The sequence below is a fragment of the Pseudomonas sp. HN8-3 genome (genome assembly GCF_020790195.1).
Lineage (GTDB): Bacteria > Pseudomonadota > Gammaproteobacteria > Pseudomonadales > Pseudomonadaceae > Aquipseudomonas > Aquipseudomonas synxantha_A.
Map to the genome: position 1 here is coordinate 2,577,561 of NZ_CP086206.1, position 16,607 is coordinate 2,594,167.

Genomic DNA, 16,607 nt, shown 5'->3' on the forward strand with positions numbered 1-16,607 from the left:
CATCGGGAGCAAGCCCCCTCCCACATTTTGCTCTCCACACGCCAGGTAAATGTCCATTGGGAAAAGAAATTTCCTACAGGTATTGACCTTGCCACTAGAGGAACCTTTAGCCTTTTCTTCGAGTACGCCAAATCACAAAAACAAGAATCGAGGGGTTATCAATGGATACTGCTGCCCTGTTACAACGCTCGGATTCCGACCTGTTCACCACGGCCTCGACACTGATGGCCAGTGCCCTGGAACCCGGCGCCCACTACGCCCAGGTCACTCGCGCGCTGGAAGCCCTGCTTGCGCTGACCCGGCAAGGCCTGTCGGGAGATGCCGACGCCTACGCCCATTACCAGTCAGCTCTGCTGCAACTGCACATCCCGGGCGAGCCGCGCACTGAGCCGACCCGCCGCTGGATGGCCAGCGAGGTCTACCGCGTCGAAGACGAGTTCGCCGCCGACCTGCCGGGCTTCACCGCGTTGCCGGTGGATGAGTTCCGCCAGTTGGTCGACGCTGAAATCGCCGCGCGCAGCCGGGTCAACCACCCCATGTCGGTGCACCTGTTCCAGGGTACGCCGCCTGTGCAAGATGTGCGGTTCTTCCTGGCGCATCACTGGACCCGCTCCTACAACTTTTACAGCCTGCTGGCCGAACTGGCCTTTCGCTTTGAAGCGATCGAAGACGCCTCGGTGTTCTACCGCAACCTTTACGGTGAAGCGGGTGCCGAGACGCCGGAGCATTCGCACCCGGCGATGCTGGCCCATCTGATGGAATATTTCGATATTGCGCTGGCGATCGATTTTCCTGCGCTGCATCCGTTGGAAAAGGCCTACCTCAATAATCGCATTCGCTGCGTGCGCCACACCGATGTCGCCTGGGGCCTTGCACTGCTCTATGCGGTGGAGTCAGTCAGTTGCGTCAACCATCGGCGCATCTACGAGCTGTTGCAACGCCTGGATGTTCCACAGCAACCCAGTGAATTCCATCGCCTGCATGGCACCCAGGATGAGATCGATACCGAGGAGATGTGGGCACTGATTGCCAAGTTCGCCGGCGATGAAGGCTTCCAGCGCACGTTCATGCGCGCGTTGAAACGTCACTTCGAAATCAACAAGGCCTACTTCGACAGTTTGTGGCAGCAGATGCAGGCACTGCGCCTGTCTGCCTGAGCCCTGTGATCGCAGAACAACAATAATGGAGCACATGATGAGCCCACGTAATTTCTCGCAGCCGCAGTTGCAGAATATCCACACCGCCGAAGCCCGCTTGTTGGCCGAAGCGCTGAAGCCCGAGGCAACGTTCAATCGCATCGAAATTGCCGCCAATATGCTGAGCGGCCTGTGCGAGTCGGGCTTGCAGGGCGACGCCGCAAACGCGGCGCAGTGCCAGCAATTGCTGTATATCCTTTCGCTCAGCGATGACGTTGCCAGCGCCTCGACCCGTCGCTGGCTGGCCAATGCCATCTATCGCGTGCAAGAGCGCTTCATGCCGTCGGTGGATCTGGCATCGCCCTTGTCCGAAACCGGCTTCCAGCAACGCCTGGAAGAACAAATTGCCGCGCAATCGCGAGAGCATCACCCGATGTCGCAGTATGTGTTTGAGGGCAAGGCTTCCCGCGAACAACTGCAGGTATTTCTGCGCCATCAATGGTTCCGCACCTACCGCCTGTACCGTGATGCCGCCGACCTGTTGGTCAACCTGACCGACGTCGACGAGGCCGCCGCACTCGGCCGTTATCTGTACGGCGAACTGGGCGAAGAGGACGAGCAGCGCTCCCACCCTCGGTTGTTGGCCAAGCTCCTCGCCGCCATTGGCCTGACCGCCGATTTCGAAGCCATCTCGACCATGCCCGAAGAAATCGCCTACCTGAACAACCGCGCGCGGTGTTTCCGTAACCCCGATGTCGGCTGGGGCCTGGCGGTGTTCTATATCACCGAGCTGGTGGTGCCCGGCAATCACGGCAAGCTGTACAACGCTTTGCGCAACGCGGGCTTGAGCCAGGACGACGCGCAGTACTACGAAGTGCATATCAGCCTGGTGCCGCCACGAGCCAAGCGTGAATGGGCGCTGATTTCACGCCGTATTCCGGACCTCGGGTTCCAGAACGCGTTTCTGACGTCGCTGGCCGAGCACTTCCGGCTGGAGCGGGCTTATTACGATGCGGTCTGGGAAGAAATGCAGCGCGTGAAATAGCCCTCCCTGGACAACGCGAGTACCCCGACATGCCAAGTCATATAACTGAATCCCGTATCCACGGGGGCGCTTACTCGTCCCCGGAATTTGCCGCGATCTTCTCTGATGCCAATCAGGTGCAGAAGTGGCTCGATGTTGAAACAGCACTGGCGGCGACCCAGGCGCAGATGGGCATCATCCCCCCTGAGGCCGCGCGGGAAATCGCCCGGATCGCCAGTGTGGAACTGCTGGACCTTGATGCCCTGGGGCGCCAGAGCATGGAAACCGGGCATATCCTGGTGCCGACCCTTCGCGCACTGGAGGCCCTGTGCGCCGATGGCCTGGGTGAATACGTGCACTACGGCGTGACCACCCAGGACATCCTCGACACCGGCCTTATGTTGCAGGTCCGCGATGCCTGGGGCCTGGTGTTGCAGCGTTTGCGCGCTATCCGTGGGCATTTGCTCAAGCTTGCGCTGCGACACAAACACACGGCGATGGTCGCCAGGACCCACGGGCAACAAGCGCTGCCCACCACGTTCGGCTACAAGGTGGCAGTGTGGGTCGATGAGATTGATCGACACCTTGAGCGTTTTGACGAAGCCTATGCCCGGGTCATGGTGGGCAATCTCACCGGCGCCGTGGGCACCCTGGCCGGTCTTGGCCCGCAGGGCCTGGAGGTGCAGCGCCGGACTCTGGAAAGCCTCGGCCTGGCGGCACCGTTGAGCAGTTGGCACAGCGCCCGCGACCGCATTCTGGAGGCGGCGTGGTTGCTGGTGCAGGCATCGGCAACCCTGGGTCGGGTTGCCAATGAGATCTACCACCTGCAACGCACCGAGATTGATGAGGTGCGCGAAGGGCGACGGGCAGGGCAGGTGGGGAGCAGCACCATGCCCCACAAGCAAAACCCGTCGACGGTGGATTTGATCAGCGCGCTGTCGCGCCTGGTGCGTGCGCAGATGCTTGCGCTCACCGACGCGGCATTCCAGCTGCATGAACGAGACGGCACCACCTGGCGGATTGAGTGGGCTGCCTTGCCGGAGCTGTTCATCTATGCCGGGGCCTTGCTCGCCCGTATGGAAGGCGTACTGCTGGCCGGCCTGGACGTGCGCGAAGCACGGATGCGCAGCAACCTGGATATGCTCGGCGGGCTGATCCTGTCGGAACGCATCATGCTCGCGCTGGCGCCGCGTCTGGGCAAGCAGACGGCCCATCACCTGATCCACGACATCGCCCTGCAGGCTCAAGGTTCGGGCGGTTCTTTTCGCGAAGCCTTGCTCAGCGATCAACGTCTGCACGGCTGTTTCACCCGCCAGGCACTCGACGACCTGCTTGACCCGGCCGCCTACACCGGGTTGGCGGCGGAGATGGTCGAGCAGGTGGCCAATAAAACAATCCCCCGCTGTTCAAGCGATGACCTTGAAGCGGTGATGGCAACCCAAGGCAATACCAGTCAGTCCCAGTACGCTATGGAGGGTATGTAATGGATGCGCAAACGTTGGAAACGGTAGCCCGTGCGTCTTGCACCGCACGCACCGAACACCTGGGCCTCGATCATGAAGGCGAGCAATGCCGGCATGAACACAGCCACATTCTCGACTCGAAAACCCACGGTTCAGGCTATGCCGGCCCGCAGAGCCGCAAGATCTTCTGCAGTCACTGTCGCTTGCAACGCTGGCTGGATGTGGAAGCCGCGCTGGCCATGGCTCAGGCCGATGTGAATATCATCCCCCGCGAGGCCGCCCTTGAAATCGAGAAAGCCGCCTTGCTATCGGGCATCAATGTGCGTCAGTTGGCCGACGGCGTGGCTGCCACCGGCCATTCGCTGATGCCGTTGCTGAGCGCCCTGCAAAAAAATTGCAGCCCAAGCGCCCGCGAGTACGTTCACTACGGCGCCACCACCCAGGATATCCAGGACACCGCCCAGTCCCTGGAAATGCGCGACGTCCTCGACGCGATGGACCAGGCTCTGGAGACCTTGCTCGGCAAGTTGTCGACCCTGGCCGATGCGCACCGTGACTCGCTTATGGTGGCCAGGACTCACTCGATCCCGGCATTGCCGACCACCTTCGGGCTGAAGGTCGCCGGCTGGATCGATGAACTGTTGCGGCATCGCCAGCGCCTGGCCGAAGCGCGTCAGCGTGTGCTGGTAGTGCAGCTGTTCGGCGGGGTTGGCACCATGGCGGCGTTCGGCCCGGAAGCGATACCGATGCTGGAACGCTTCGCGCAGCGCCTGTCGCTGCAAGTGCCGCTGACGGGGTGGCACGTGTCCCGTGACCGCGTCGCGGAGTTTGTCAGCACCCTGGCCATGGTCACGGCCTCCTTGGCCCGTGTGGCCGATGAGATCCGCACGCTCAATCGCTGGGAAATCGCTGAAGTGGAAGTGGGCTGGAGCGACCAGCAGATCGGCAGCAGCACCATGCCGCACAAACGCAACCCCGAAGGCTGCGAGCAAGTGGTGGTGTTGGCGCGGCTGGCCAAGGCCCAGGTCATGCTGGCCCTGGACGCGATGATCCTCGAACACGAGCGCGATTATCGCGGCACACGCCTGGAATGGTGTGCGGTGGCGGACGTTTCTCACTATGCGCTGATGGCGCTGTCGATCCTGACCGACACCATCGATGGGCTCACCGTTAACGTCAAAAAGATGGAGGGCACTGCCCATGCCTACGGCGATGCGATCTGCACCGAAGCCGTGGTGTTCGAAATGGCGCGCAAGTTGGGCAAGAGCAGCGCCTACCAGATCATCTTTGAAGTGTCCCAGGCCAGCCAGCGTGATCACGTGTCGATCCGCGCCGCAATCGAAGCCGACGCCCGGGTGCTTGCCGTCATGAATGCAGGCGCTTTGGCGCGACTGTTCGAGCCGAGAACTCACCTGGGCATGTCCGAACACATCGTCGATAACGTGCTGTCCAAACTGGCGGCGCGTTGATCACTGAACAGACTTACACAATCATCAAGGAGCGACAGATGTCCAAACTTATGGAAGTTGATCAAGCCAAGGTTCAACAGTTTTCGGCGCGCATCATGGAGGACTACGGCAACACGCTGCGCGGCGCCATGCTCTACATCGGCGACCAGTTGGGCTTGTTCAAGGCACTGGCCGACGGCGAGGCCGTCACCTTGGAACAATTGGCGCACAAGACCGGCTACAACGCCCGCTACTTGCGTGAATGGCTGGGCAGTATGGTCACCGGAAATTATGTGACCTATGACGCTCAAACTCGCCGCTACCGGATGCCCGCTGAATTTGTGCCGGTACTCGCCGATGAAGACTCGCCGTATTTCGCCGGTGGCATCATCCAGTTGAGCGTGCCGTTCGTAAGCATGGCGCCCAAAGTCATCGAAGCCTTCCGCCATGGCGGTGGCTGCGCCGAAGAAGCGTTCCCGCTGGAAACCTGGAAAGGCATGGAGCGCATGACCATGCCTTGGTACAAGCACTACCTGGTCCAGCACTGGATCCCGTCCCTGGACGGTGTCGAAGAGAAGCTCAAAACCGGCGGCAGTGTGCTGGATTTCGGCTGCGGCGCGGGCTTGGCGGCGATCACTATGGCCAAGGCTTACCCCGAGGCGCGCATCGTCGGCTGCGATTTCCACTTGCCTTCCATCGAGTTGGCCCGCGCCAACGCCGAGGCGGCTGGGGTGGGCGACCGGGTGCAGTTCGAGGTCAACGATTCGGATGCCCTGCGCGGCCAGCAGTTCGACTTCGTGACCACTTTCGTGGTGATCCACGACGCCACTGACCCCCAGCAAATGCTCAAGGATCTGCGCGCCGCCACGGCCAAAGACGGCACCTACCTGATGGTAGAACTCAACCTGTCCGAAGAGCTGCACGAGAACATGAACCTGTTCGGCCGCGTCATGTACCCGCAGAGCACCCTCTATTGCATGACTTGCTCGCTGTCCCATGGCGGGGAAGGGCTGGGAGCGTTCATGGGTGAGAAACGTGCGCGCCAGATGGCGCAGGCGGCCGGTTTCAGCCATTTCCGCAAAGTTCCCTCGGAGTGGCCGCCGATGCCCGCGCTATTCGAACTCAAGCCTTGATGTGAGCTTGCTGTGGCGAAGGCGCTTGCACCCTCGCCACGGTGCGCAGCGTTCCCGAAATATTGCGCAATAAGGCAATTTAATGGCCCCTTTGTAACAAAATCCTCGCCAAAATCACTTTTATTTTCAGGTGGTTAGGCGGGGATGCAAATGCGCACTGTTGGAATGATGCTGATTGCCTGCTCCCTGGCGGGGGGCGCGACCACCGTACAGGCTCGGGAGTTGCGTGAGGGTGACAAGTACATGTGCAGTTGGGGCGCGGGCACAGCTGCCAGGGCTCAGGAGTTGAAGTTGTCCGGAGTGTCGCTGTATGCCGCTCGGCAGAAGATCCAGACCATCAAGTTCAACAAATCCTGGATGCGCATGATGGCCATGGGGATTACCGAGCAAACCTATGACAGCCACTCAAGACTGAAGCCGGAGGCGATCCGCAAAAGTTTTTACCAGGATTGCCTGCGCTACAAAGTCGCACGTAAATAAGCCGAAGCCGTTTAACGACGCTTACAAATCCCCCACAAACCCTGTGTGAGTATTTGCATACAATTGCGCACTTCTTCATGGAGGCTTGTATGCGAGTGCTTATTCGAGCGGCGACAGCCGATGATGTCGATACGCTGTGCGCTATTCGCACCTCGGTGGTGCAAAACCATCTGAGCCTTGAGCAGATGGCCGAACGGGGGATCACGCCGCCGGTACTGGTCGACGCGATACGCCAAGCGCCTTGCGCCTGGGTCGCCGAAGTCAACGGCCAGGCCGCCGGATTTTCCATGGTTGATCTGGATGAAGGTGAAGTGTTCGCGATGTTCGTGTTGCCTACACACGAGAACCTGGGCCTGGGACGGCAACTGATGGCAGTGGCTGAAGCCGCTTTGTTTGAACGCCACAACAGGCTGTACCTGGTCACTGACGGGCGTGATGAAATCCGTGCCAACGGTTTCTATCAACGCCTGGGCTGGTCCAGCGTCGGCCCAGTTGATGGCGACGATGTTCGCTACGAAAAGAGCAGGGCACCCTAAGGTCATGAGTGCCCAAAAACCCCCATCCTCCAACGGCTTGCTGTATCTCGCCGTGGGGGTGCTGTGCCTCGCGGCGCTACTGGGGTTCTATTTCGTTCAACTCAACGCCCAGGTGGACCGCCAGCGTGAAGAGGCCGCTGAGCGCCTGGCGCTTTGTCGGCACATGGAGACCGTCGTGGAGGTGAGCGCTGCCAGGCGCGCTGAACTTCAACAGACGTGCAAGCAATTGAGTGAACAGTGATTGAACAGTGTGCCGTACCTAATCAATAACCCTTTTTTATAAATGGACTTATGGCACGGGTATAACCGTTACTTGCACCAAAAAGTGGCACTAACTGTTCCCGTTACCATAAAAAACATGTGGTTATTGAATGACTTACGGCGCTTTCAATCCGACGAAAGGATTAAAATAATCTTGTTACACGTTTTTACAGTCGCTACTATAGCCGGGCGTTCACCTCCCACGGTTTATGCATTTTTAAATCCCAAGTTTCCATCAGCTACTTGGGATTTTTTTTGCCTGGAATTAAGTACGGGCAATAACGGCAGCGATACGGCCTGTCATTCGAAACGCGCTCGTTGCCGGGCGAAATGAGGCATGGCTAACACTTTTGCATCAATCGTCCGGCCTGCGGCAAAACCTCATCTACGCTGTTTGGATCACAACCATCAGGTAGGCCCGTACAAGGGCGCTTGTCATGATCTCGATCGTCGAATTCAACCGCATCATGGCCTCGGGGTTCCAGCCTCTTTGCTGCGACTGCACCTTGAACAGCGATGGCTCGCTGCGCATCAGCATCTATGAGCCGCAGTCCGGTCGCGTCGATCTTCTGTTGACGTGCGTATCCCCTGAAGGCCTAAACAGCATCCGTTCCATCTCAAACCTGATTGGTGAGTTGCGTGCCGAGATCAAGGCCGGGCGCCGTGGGTTTGCGGCGGTAGGTTAGTGGTTGTGCGCGGCGTCAGAGGCGCCGCAGGAAGGATTTGACGATGTGACGGGTGGCGTCGGTGGTGTCCAGTTCGTCCAGGGCGCTGTAGGCGTACCACTGGCAGGCAACGATTTCGTTGCACGGCCGCGCCTCCTCGATATTCACCACCGAGGCCTCGAACACGTGGTGCAGCGTGTCGCGGGCCTTCAGCTCTTGCAAGTACAGCAAGCCATCGACGCTTAATCCGGTTTCTTCTTCCAGCTCGCGTTCGGCGGCGCCCACCGGGCGTTCGTCGCGTTCTACCTTGCCGCCCGGCAAGGCCCACTTTGATCTGGCCTTGCGCACGAAGAGAATATGCCCTTCATGTTCGCAAATGACGGTTGCCCTAATTTTCATCGTATGTGCCCCCGCGCCGGATGAATGTCACAAAAGTGTAATGCAAATGTCATGCTAAGTGGTTATGGCGTGCCGGGTTCTGTATGTGGATACTGCCCGATTGACGAAGACGAACGAGGGCATTCGATGAAGACCATACGCTGGGGCATGATCGGCTGTGGCAGTGTCACTGAGTTAAAGAGTGGACCCGCTTTCTACAAAGCGCCAGGTTCGGCATTGGTGGCCGTGATGGGGCGGCGTATCGAGGCGGTGCGCGATTATGCGGCGCGGCACGGTATCGCGCGTTTTCATACCGATGCCCAGGCACTGATCAATGACCCTGAGGTGGATGCGGTCTACATCGCCACACCGCCCGACAGTCACCTTGAATACAGCCTGATGGTGGCGGCGGCGGGCAAGCATTGCTGCGTCGAAAAACCCATGTCGCTGAATGCCGAGCAGAGCGCATTGATGCAACGCACCTTCGAGCGCGCCGGGCTGCACCTGTTTGTTTCCTACTATCGGCGCTCGTTGCCGCGCTTTCAGCAAGTGCGCAGCTGGTTGCAGGAAGGGCGTATCGGTGAGTTGCGGCACCTGACCTGGACCCTGTGCAAGCCTGCCGCTGCAACTGATAGCAACGCCGCCAATTGGCGCACCGATCCGGCCATTGCCGGTGGCGGCTATTTCGCCGACCTGGCCAGCCACGGGTTCGACCTGTTCCAGTACCTGGCCGGGGATATTGTCGAGGTCTCAGGCTTTTCCGCGCGTCAGGCCGGGCGCTACGCGGCAGAGGATGCCGTGACGGCCTGCTGGACCTTCGCCAATGGTGCCTTGGGCATGGGCTGCTGGAACTTCGTGGCGGACCGTCGCGAAGACCGTGTCGAATTGATCGGCAGCCGTGGCCGCATTCAGTTTTCAGTGTTCGAGGACCAGCCGTTGCGCCTGGAAGGCGAAACCAGCGAGGTGTTGGAAGTGCCGTGCCATGCACATATCCAGTGGCACCACGTACTGGGCATGAATGCGCATATTCGCGGGGACGCCGAACATCCGTCGCTGGCGATCGAGGCGTTGAAGACCGATATCATCCTGGACAAGGTGTTGCAACGTTACTCCAATCATCCCTAGCTGCCGCGATAGCGTAAGACTTCATTTTTTAAAGGAATACCGGGATGAAATACTGGATGGTGTTGTGGCTCCTGATCGCCACAGTTGCAACTGCGGCGCCGCGTGACCAAGGGCTGCCGGGGGAGTTTGACTTTTATGTGCTGTCGTTGTCGTGGTCACCGACCTTCTGCCTGACGCACCCAGGCAATGAACAGTGCACGGGCAAGGGCTATGGGTTTGTGTTACACGGCTTGTGGCCGCAATACGCGCGGGGAGGGTGGCCGGCCTCCTGTGCGCCACAGTCACGCTTGAATGACGAGGAAATGGACAAGGGTGCGGCAATGTTTCCAACCCGTGCGCTGCTCAAGCACGAGTGGGCCAAGCATGGCACCTGCAGCGGGCTCGAACCGCTGGAATATCTGGACAAGACCGACACGGCACTCGGCGCGGTGGTCATCCCGCCGCAACTGCAGCCATTCAATACACCACCGTCGCTACAGGCGCGTGAGATTGAGGACTTGTTTCGCGAGAGTAACCCGCGCATGGGCAATCACGGCTTGGCAGTGATCTGCAAGGGCAAGGTGCTGTCGGAGGTGCGCGTGTGCCTGACCAAGGAACTGGCATTCACCGGATGCCCGCGCAGTGTAAAAAGCCAATGCCGTAGCGGTGATATTCGCATTCCGACGCAGCGCTGAGCTCGATTGCGGCAGCCAGGTTGTTCTCGTGACGGCCTAAAAGCAACACTGATCTTGTGGGAGGGAGCTTGCTCCCGATGGCGGCCTCAGGGCCGACCACGAGGCTGGATCAGACCGAGTACATGTCCATTCCTGTGGTAACGGCCGCTATTGGTTCCGCTTTTACAGCGGGTCACTTTGGAAAAGAGGATGGCATGAAGGCTCCAGGACAAAGGCGAAACACGGGTTTTACCAGAAGGTCCGCGAGCGCAGGTATTAATACGACGGTCGTGACGGATGAAAGTGTTACAGCATTGAACAACACGGGTGCCGATTGTTAGGGTAGACGGCCAACAGGAGGGTAAGTACATGGATTTCACCGGCAAAACCGCGATCGTCACCGGCGGCGCACGCGGCTTGGGGCTCAGCTATGCACGAGGGTTGGCCCTGGCCGGCGCCCGTGTGGTCATCAGCGATATTGGTGCCGACAAGATGGGTGCAGGCACCGATGCGTCGGTGGTGCAACAGGCCGCCGACACCCTGCGTGACGAAGGGCTGACGGTGGTGGGCCATGGCGGTGACTTGTCCACGGACGAGGGGTGCCGGCAACTGATCGCGTTTGCCCTCGAAATGTTCGGCCGGCTCGACATCCTGATTCACAACGCCGGTTGGGTGGGTTACCAGCCCATCGCAGAACTGGACGCCAGCTTCCTTCAGCGCGCCATGGACATCAATCTCTACGCCCCGCTGTGGCTGTGCAAGCATGCTTGGCCGCACCTGCTGCGCTCTAGCGCGCCGCGCATCATCCTCACCACTTCCGACCGCGCCATGTATGCGCAATACGAGCAAACCGGGCTAGTGGCTTACAGCGCCGGCAAGATGGCACAGTTGGGCATCATGAACGCGCTGAGTCATGAAGGTGCCGAGGCCGGAATCCGCGTCAACGCGATCTCGCCGGTGGCCAAGACACGCATGTGGGGCGTGACCGACGAGCCGGACGAACTCAAGCCGGAGTGGGTGACGCCGGGGGTCTTGTTCCTTGCTTCGTCGCAGTGCACGGATACCGGCTACATACTGCGCGCCAGCAACGGCCAATTCACCGCGACGCGTTTCAGCGAAAATCCCGGTGTGGATTACCCGCGCAATCTCGCCCGTATAAAAGCGGGGAGTGCTGAAGATGTTGCTGCCGCATGGTCGCGCATCAAACAGCCGCCTACCCAGGCCGTCACCTGAATCTGTCTCCCTCTACCAAGGCTTGACCATGAACAATAGCCCCGTGCGCATCACTGGCGAAGAAACCCTTTCGGACAACTGGTACCTGTTGAAGAAATACAGCTTCGACCTGCGCCGTCGCGACGGTAGCTGGCAAGCCCAGACGCGTGAGGTCTACGACCGGGGCAACGGCGCAACGATCCTTTTGTACAACCGCGAGCGCCGCACGGTGCTGCTGATTCGCCAGTTCCGTATGCCGACGTTCGTCAACGATTACTCCGGCTACCTGATTGAAGCAGCGGCCGGCTTGCTCGACAACGCCAGCCCCGAAGAGCGTATACGCCTGGAAGCCGAAGAAGAGACCGGCTACCGCGTGGGGCATGTGGAGAAAATCTATGCAGCGTTTATGAGCCCGGGATCGGTGACTGAACGGATTCACTTTTTTATCGGTGAGTATCAGCCAGGCGATCGAGTTGGGGCGGGCGGTGGCCTGGAAGAAGAGGGCGAGGATATCGAGGTGTTGGAGCTGGGCTTCGAGCAGGCGCTGGCGATGGTGCAGAGTGGGGATATTGTGGATGGAAAAACGATTATGTTATTGCAGCATTTGGAGTTGCGGATACTGAGAGACGGGTGGTGATGGGACCAGGCGTGCAGGCAAAAAAATCCCGCCTGTAAAGACGGGATTGTTTGACCCGGGTTACCGAATCAGGAAGGGAACAGTTCGCTCAACTTCATCGCCAGCATCATGTCGCCTTCGGTGCGCAGCTTGCCGCCCATGAACGCCTGCATGCCGTCGGTGGAACCGTCGACGATGCCTTCCAGGGTCTCGCTGTCCATCACCAGGGTGACCTGGGCGTCAGGGTTTTCACCTTCCTGGAGTTCGCAGGTCTTGTCCTTGACCACCAGCGAAAAATTCTTGGTGTCGTCGATACGGAAACCGAACACCAGGTCCAAGCCTTCGGCAGCGCTTGGGTTGAATTTGGCTTTCATTGCTTCTACAGCTTTGGCTACGTCAGTCATGGTTTCGATCCTTTTATGGTGAGTCCAGTGACCTTGGGGTCACGGTTGGCCGCAGTTCATCGGAAAGTGATGAGCTGCGGCGCCTTCAACAGTTGCAGGTGGGCATGACTGTTGAAGGAAGCCAGTGCCACCTCGCGACCACGGAATTTCAGCTGGTTGAGCGAGGTGTTTACAATTTGCCAGTTCATTTCGAACGCCTGGGCTGCAGGCATTCGGGTAATCAGGTGGAGCAGGGCGGTGATGGTGCCGCCGGACGTGAACACCGCGATTTTGTCGGCGCTCCGGGCGGCCTCAAGGATGCGTTGCAAGCCACCCTGGACCCGCTCGACAAACCCCAGCCAGCTTTCCAGCCCAGGTGGGTCATAGGTGCCGGCCAGCCAGCGCTCGATGATCAGGGCGAAGATGCGCTGGAACTCGCTGCGGTTCTGCGGGCCATTGCGCAGGATATGCACGGCATCGGGCTCGCTGCCGAGTAAATCAGGCAGCAGGCCGCGGATGATGGCTTCGCCGTCGAACTCGTTGAAGGCGCTGTCGGTTTCGAGTATGGGGGCCGGCAGGCCGAGGGCGCGGTATTGATCGAACGTGGCGCTGGCGGTGTGTTGCTGGCGACGCAGGTCGCCGGCGATACAGCGGTCGAACACCAGGCCCAGGTCTGCCAGATGGCGACCGAGCACTTGCGCCTGTTCCACGCCGACGGGCGACAGGACGTCATAGTCGTCTGCACCGAAGGAGGCCTGGCCATGTCGAATCAGATAGATGCTGCCCACGTCCGTTTTCCCGGTACGTTGAAAGTCTGGCGAGGTTATGAGGATGCCTGCGAGCTGTCAATGAAAAAACATACGCTTGTTTTAAAAGCCCGTTGGAGCCCGCCTGCTGGCGGTTTGAGCACTGGCTCCAACGCAGTGGCGTCGGTATGCTGGGGCCATCCGCGCCTGGCGCAGTGCATTTTTTAAGGAGACATATGGATTTTCTGGCCGAATACGCGAGCTTTCTGGCGAAGACCGTCACCCTGGTGGTCGCTATTCTGGTGGTATTGATCAGCTTCGCAGCGCTGCGCAGCAAGGGTCGTCGCAAGTCCGCCGGCCAACTGCAGGTCAGCAAGCTGAATGATTTCTACAAGGGCCTGCGCGAGCGCCTGGAGTCGAGCCTGCTCGACAAAGACCAGCTCAAGGCGCTGCGCAAGTCCGAGAGCAAAGCCGAAAAGAAGAAAGACAAGAACAAGCCCCAGGCCAAGGCACGGGTGTTCGTGCTGGATTTCAATGGCGACATCAAGGCGTCGGCGACCGAAAGCCTGCGCCATGAAATCACCGCGCTGCTGAGCCTGGCCACACCCAAGGATGAAGTGGTGCTGCGCCTGGAAAGCGGCGGCGGCATGGTGCACAGCTATGGCCTGGCGTCGTCGCAACTGGCGCGCATCCGCCAGGCCGGCGTGCCGTTGACCGTGTGCATCGACAAGGTGGCGGCCAGCGGCGGCTACATGATGGCGTGCATCGGCGAGAAGATCATCAGCGCACCGTTCGCCATCCTCGGCTCCATCGGCGTGGTCGCGCAGTTGCCCAACGTCAACCGCCTGCTGAAAAAGCACGACATCGACTTCGAAGTGCTGACCGCCGGTGAATACAAACGCACCCTCACGGTGTTTGGCGAAAATACCGAGAAGGGCCGGGAGAAGTTCCAGGAAGACCTGGACATCACCCACCAGTTGTTCAAGAACTTTGTCTCGCGGTACCGCCCGCAATTGGCGATTGATGATGTAGCGACCGGTGAAGTGTGGTTGGGTGTGGCCGCCCTCGACAAACAGTTGGTCGACGAGCTGCAGACCAGCGATGAATACCTGGCCACCAAGGCCAAGACTGCCGAAGTGTTCCACCTGCACTATGCCGAGCGTAAAAGCCTGCAAGAGCGCGTGGGCCTGGCGGCCAGCGGTTCGGTCGACCGGGTATTGCTAACCTGGTGGAGCCGTTTGACCCAGCAGCGGTTCTGGTAAATCCTCAGGCTGTAGGCGGTCCCCTGTGGGAGGGGGCTTGCCCCCGATGGGCACGGACATCCACACAACCTATTAGCTGCCGACCGTAACCACGATGCGAAGCGAGCCGCTCTTGATCTTGCTTTTGATCTTGGGCGCCCCGTTAAACCACGCTGGCCGGAATTCGACAGGGATTTGGGGGGTAAACCGGCAGGGATGCCGGTTTAGCCGCCCCGCGCCATGGATGGCGCGTGGCGGCGGCCCCCCAAATCCCTGTCGGATTACGGGCACACCGAGCCTAGGCGAGGTGCCGAGTGGTGGGGCAAGAGCGCTTTGGTTACTTTCGCCTGGGCCGGCATTCCGGCTTTTCGAAAGTGACCCGCTGTAAGAGCGGAACCCATAGTGGCCGTCACCTAAATAACGGATATGTACTCGGTCTGATCCAGCATCCCGGTCGGCCCTGAGGCCGCCATCGGGAGCAAGCCCCCTCCCACATTCAGCTGTGTGTGGGTATCGGCTTGCGCATCAGGCTCCCCACCACCAGCGCGCCCAGCAACCCCAATAAACCCGCCACCCACAACACCCCGCTGAACCCACCCACAAACGCCTGCCGCGCCAGCGGTTGCACTGTTACTCGCGCTGCTTCGGGCACCAGGTCCAGCGCCGCGGGCATATCACCGGCTACCACCCGCGAAGCAATACCCGCCACCTGCGCCTGCCACTGCGGGTCGATACTCGCGCTTAGCAACTGTTCGCTGTGGCTGCTCAGCAATGCGCCATACACGCCGATGGCCAACATGATTGCGCTGAAGCGCATGGTGGTGCTCATGCCCGAGGCCATACCTGCGCGATCCCGCGGCACGCAGGCCATGATGTTTTTCTGCGTGTCGCCATTGAGTAACCCCGCGCCTGCACCGGTGACGGCGATCGCCAGGGCAAAGGGCAGATAGCCGCCGGCCTGCACGGCCCACGCGCTCAACAGATTGCCGCAGCCCACCAGGGTCAAGCCACTCGCCATCATGGTCGCCGGTGTGAAGCGTGCCGCCAGACGTACACCGACGCGCGGGCAGATCAGCATGGTCAAGGCAAACGGCAACATGCCCAGGCCCGAGGCAATCGCGGAGAAACCCAGGCCGTTCTGCAGGTAGAACGGCAGCAACGTCATCATCACCTGGGCGCAACCGGCGTAGGCAAACATGCCGAGCAAGGCGCCGATAAAGCGTGGGTGCCGAAACAGCTGCAAGTCCACCATCGATCGCTGCTGCAGGTGCTCGACCAGCACAAACACACCCATCAGCAGCCCACCGCCGAGCAGGCGAGCGTAGGTCAGCGGGCTATCCCAACCGATGCGATTGGCCTCGATCAGCCCCCAGATCAGGCACAGCAAGCTGCCACTGAACGCCAGGCTGCCCCAGGGATCCAGGCGCGCCGATCGGCTGTCGCGGGACTCGGGAATCGCCCGCAGCACCAAGGCCATCAGTACCAGCCCCACCGGCAGATTGAGATAGAAAATCCAGCGCCAGCCCAGGTACTCGGTAATCAAGCCGCCCAGGGTCGGTGCGGCGGTCATCGCCACGCCCATGCAAGCGCCCCAGAACGCCCAGGCCTTGGCGCGTTCTATTTCATCGTGGAAGGTATGCCCGATAGACGCCAGTGCCGAGGTCAGCAGCAGCGCTGCACCCACCCCCTTCACGGCCCGGGCGATGTCCAGCCACAGCGCGGTGGGTGCTGCGCCGCAGCCCAGGGAGGCGAGGATGAAAATACCCAGGCCCCAGACCAGGGTTTTCTTGCGGCCAAAGCGGTCGGCGATACTCCCGGCCGGCAACAACAAGGCGGCGAACGCCAGCATATAAGCGCTGACGACCCACTCGATATCGGCAAAGTTGGCGCCCAGGTCGCGGGCGATGCTCGGCAGCGTGACGGCAACGATGTTGGTATCCAGCACGATCAACGAGCAGACAGCGGAGGCGGTCACCAGCGTCAGGCGTGGACTGACCCGGCTCACAAGCAAATTACCTGGTAGGCAATACGGAAATCTCGGTTGACTTGCATCGCAAGGGCTCTCTAGTGTCCAGGTACTGCGAGCTTATCCCTGGCTAATCACATT

At 60.2% G+C, this 16,607-nt stretch carries 18 protein-coding genes; 14 read left to right on the forward strand and 4 right to left on the reverse strand.

The features are described from left to right. Positions 1 to 161: 161 nt before the first annotated feature. From LJX92_RS11390 to LJX92_RS11430, 9 genes are all read left to right on the forward strand, one after another. Complete coding sequence (locus LJX92_RS11390; protein ID WP_228309777.1) at positions 162 to 1,157, forward strand: HOASN domain-containing protein; 996 nt, start codon at positions 162 to 164, stop codon at positions 1,155 to 1,157. Between the two features lie 37 nt (positions 1,158 to 1,194). Next, on the forward strand, positions 1,195 to 2,181 hold the full coding sequence (locus LJX92_RS11395) for an HOASN domain-containing protein (RefSeq protein ID WP_005787772.1): 987 nt from the start codon (positions 1,195 to 1,197) through the stop codon (positions 2,179 to 2,181). Between the two features lie 29 nt (positions 2,182 to 2,210). Further along, the gene (gene purB, locus LJX92_RS11400; protein WP_228309778.1) at positions 2,211 to 3,644 is read left to right on the forward strand and encodes an adenylosuccinate lyase; all 1,434 of its coding nucleotides are present in this window, start codon (positions 2,211 to 2,213) and stop codon (positions 3,642 to 3,644) included. Beyond that, positions 3,644 to 5,092, forward strand: coding sequence for a class-II fumarase/aspartase family protein (locus LJX92_RS11405; RefSeq protein ID WP_032876135.1), 1,449 nt, complete (start codon positions 3,644 to 3,646; stop codon positions 5,090 to 5,092). The genes purB and LJX92_RS11405 overlap by 1 nt, the downstream gene beginning before the upstream one ends. Before the next feature lie 38 nt (positions 5,093 to 5,130). Continuing rightward, the gene (locus LJX92_RS11410) at positions 5,131 to 6,204 is read left to right on the forward strand and encodes a class I SAM-dependent methyltransferase (protein ID WP_032876133.1); all 1,074 of its coding nucleotides are present in this window, start codon (positions 5,131 to 5,133) and stop codon (positions 6,202 to 6,204) included. A gap of 150 nt (positions 6,205 to 6,354) precedes the next feature. Further along, a complete protein-coding gene (locus LJX92_RS11415) occupies positions 6,355 to 6,684 on the forward strand; it encodes a hypothetical protein (RefSeq protein ID WP_032803867.1) in 330 nt (109 codons plus the stop codon). Positions 6,685 to 6,773: 89 nt separating this feature from the next. Continuing rightward, positions 6,774 to 7,220: a GNAT family N-acetyltransferase gene (locus LJX92_RS11420; protein ID WP_103734371.1), complete on the forward strand. Its 447-nt coding sequence runs from the start codon at positions 6,774 to 6,776 to the stop codon at positions 7,218 to 7,220. Positions 7,221 to 7,224: 4 nt separating this feature from the next. After that, positions 7,225 to 7,461, forward strand: coding sequence for a hypothetical protein (locus LJX92_RS11425; protein WP_078821158.1), 237 nt, complete (start codon positions 7,225 to 7,227; stop codon positions 7,459 to 7,461). A gap of 457 nt (positions 7,462 to 7,918) precedes the next feature. Further along, positions 7,919 to 8,167 carry a DUF1652 domain-containing protein gene (locus tag LJX92_RS11430; RefSeq protein WP_032876124.1) on the forward strand — a complete coding sequence of 83 codons (249 nt, stop codon included), beginning with the start codon at positions 7,919 to 7,921 and terminating at the stop codon, positions 8,165 to 8,167. A 15-nt stretch (positions 8,168 to 8,182) separates the two neighbouring features. Here the strand turns inward: LJX92_RS11430 and LJX92_RS11435 are convergent, their stop codons facing one another. Further along, positions 8,183 to 8,545 (reverse strand): NUDIX hydrolase, encoded by a 363-nt coding sequence (locus tag LJX92_RS11435; protein ID WP_032876122.1) that lies wholly within the window; start codon positions 8,543 to 8,545, stop codon positions 8,183 to 8,185. 126 nt (positions 8,546 to 8,671) lie between these two features. On the opposite strand from LJX92_RS11435, the gene LJX92_RS11440 reads away from it, so the two are divergent. From LJX92_RS11440 to LJX92_RS11455, 4 genes are all read left to right on the forward strand, one after another. After that, positions 8,672 to 9,649, forward strand: coding sequence for a Gfo/Idh/MocA family protein (locus tag LJX92_RS11440; RefSeq protein WP_032876119.1), 978 nt, complete (start codon positions 8,672 to 8,674; stop codon positions 9,647 to 9,649). Between the two features lie 44 nt (positions 9,650 to 9,693). Further along, positions 9,694 to 10,323, forward strand: a complete 630-nt coding sequence (locus LJX92_RS11445; RefSeq protein ID WP_103734368.1) for a ribonuclease T2 family protein — start codon at positions 9,694 to 9,696, stop codon at positions 10,321 to 10,323. 348 nt (positions 10,324 to 10,671) lie between these two features. Continuing rightward, positions 10,672 to 11,535, forward strand: coding sequence for an SDR family NAD(P)-dependent oxidoreductase (locus LJX92_RS11450; RefSeq protein ID WP_103734367.1), 864 nt, complete (start codon positions 10,672 to 10,674; stop codon positions 11,533 to 11,535). 28 nt (positions 11,536 to 11,563) lie between these two features. Continuing rightward, positions 11,564 to 12,151: an NUDIX domain-containing protein gene (locus LJX92_RS11455; protein WP_005788870.1), complete on the forward strand. Its 588-nt coding sequence runs from the start codon at positions 11,564 to 11,566 to the stop codon at positions 12,149 to 12,151. Positions 12,152 to 12,219: 68 nt separating this feature from the next. On the opposite strand, the gene LJX92_RS11460 is transcribed toward LJX92_RS11455, so the two are convergent. After that, positions 12,220 to 12,534, reverse strand: coding sequence for an SCP2 sterol-binding domain-containing protein (locus LJX92_RS11460; RefSeq protein ID WP_005788868.1), 315 nt, complete (start codon positions 12,532 to 12,534; stop codon positions 12,220 to 12,222). Positions 12,535 to 12,590: 56 nt separating this feature from the next. Next, positions 12,591 to 13,301 (reverse strand): histidine phosphatase family protein, encoded by a 711-nt coding sequence (locus LJX92_RS11465; protein WP_032876109.1) that lies wholly within the window; start codon positions 13,299 to 13,301, stop codon positions 12,591 to 12,593. A 194-nt stretch (positions 13,302 to 13,495) separates the two neighbouring features. Here LJX92_RS11465 and sohB point away from each other — a divergent pair, with 194 nt between their 5' ends. Beyond that, complete coding sequence (sohB, locus tag LJX92_RS11470; protein WP_032876106.1) at positions 13,496 to 14,521, forward strand: protease SohB; 1,026 nt, start codon at positions 13,496 to 13,498, stop codon at positions 14,519 to 14,521. Positions 14,522 to 14,996: 475 nt separating this feature from the next. Here sohB and LJX92_RS11475 read toward each other — a convergent pair whose 3' ends face one another. Then, the gene (locus LJX92_RS11475) at positions 14,997 to 16,505 is read right to left on the reverse strand and encodes an MFS transporter (protein ID WP_228309779.1); all 1,509 of its coding nucleotides are present in this window, start codon (positions 16,503 to 16,505) and stop codon (positions 14,997 to 14,999) included. Between the last annotated feature and the right edge of the window lie 102 nt (positions 16,506 to 16,607).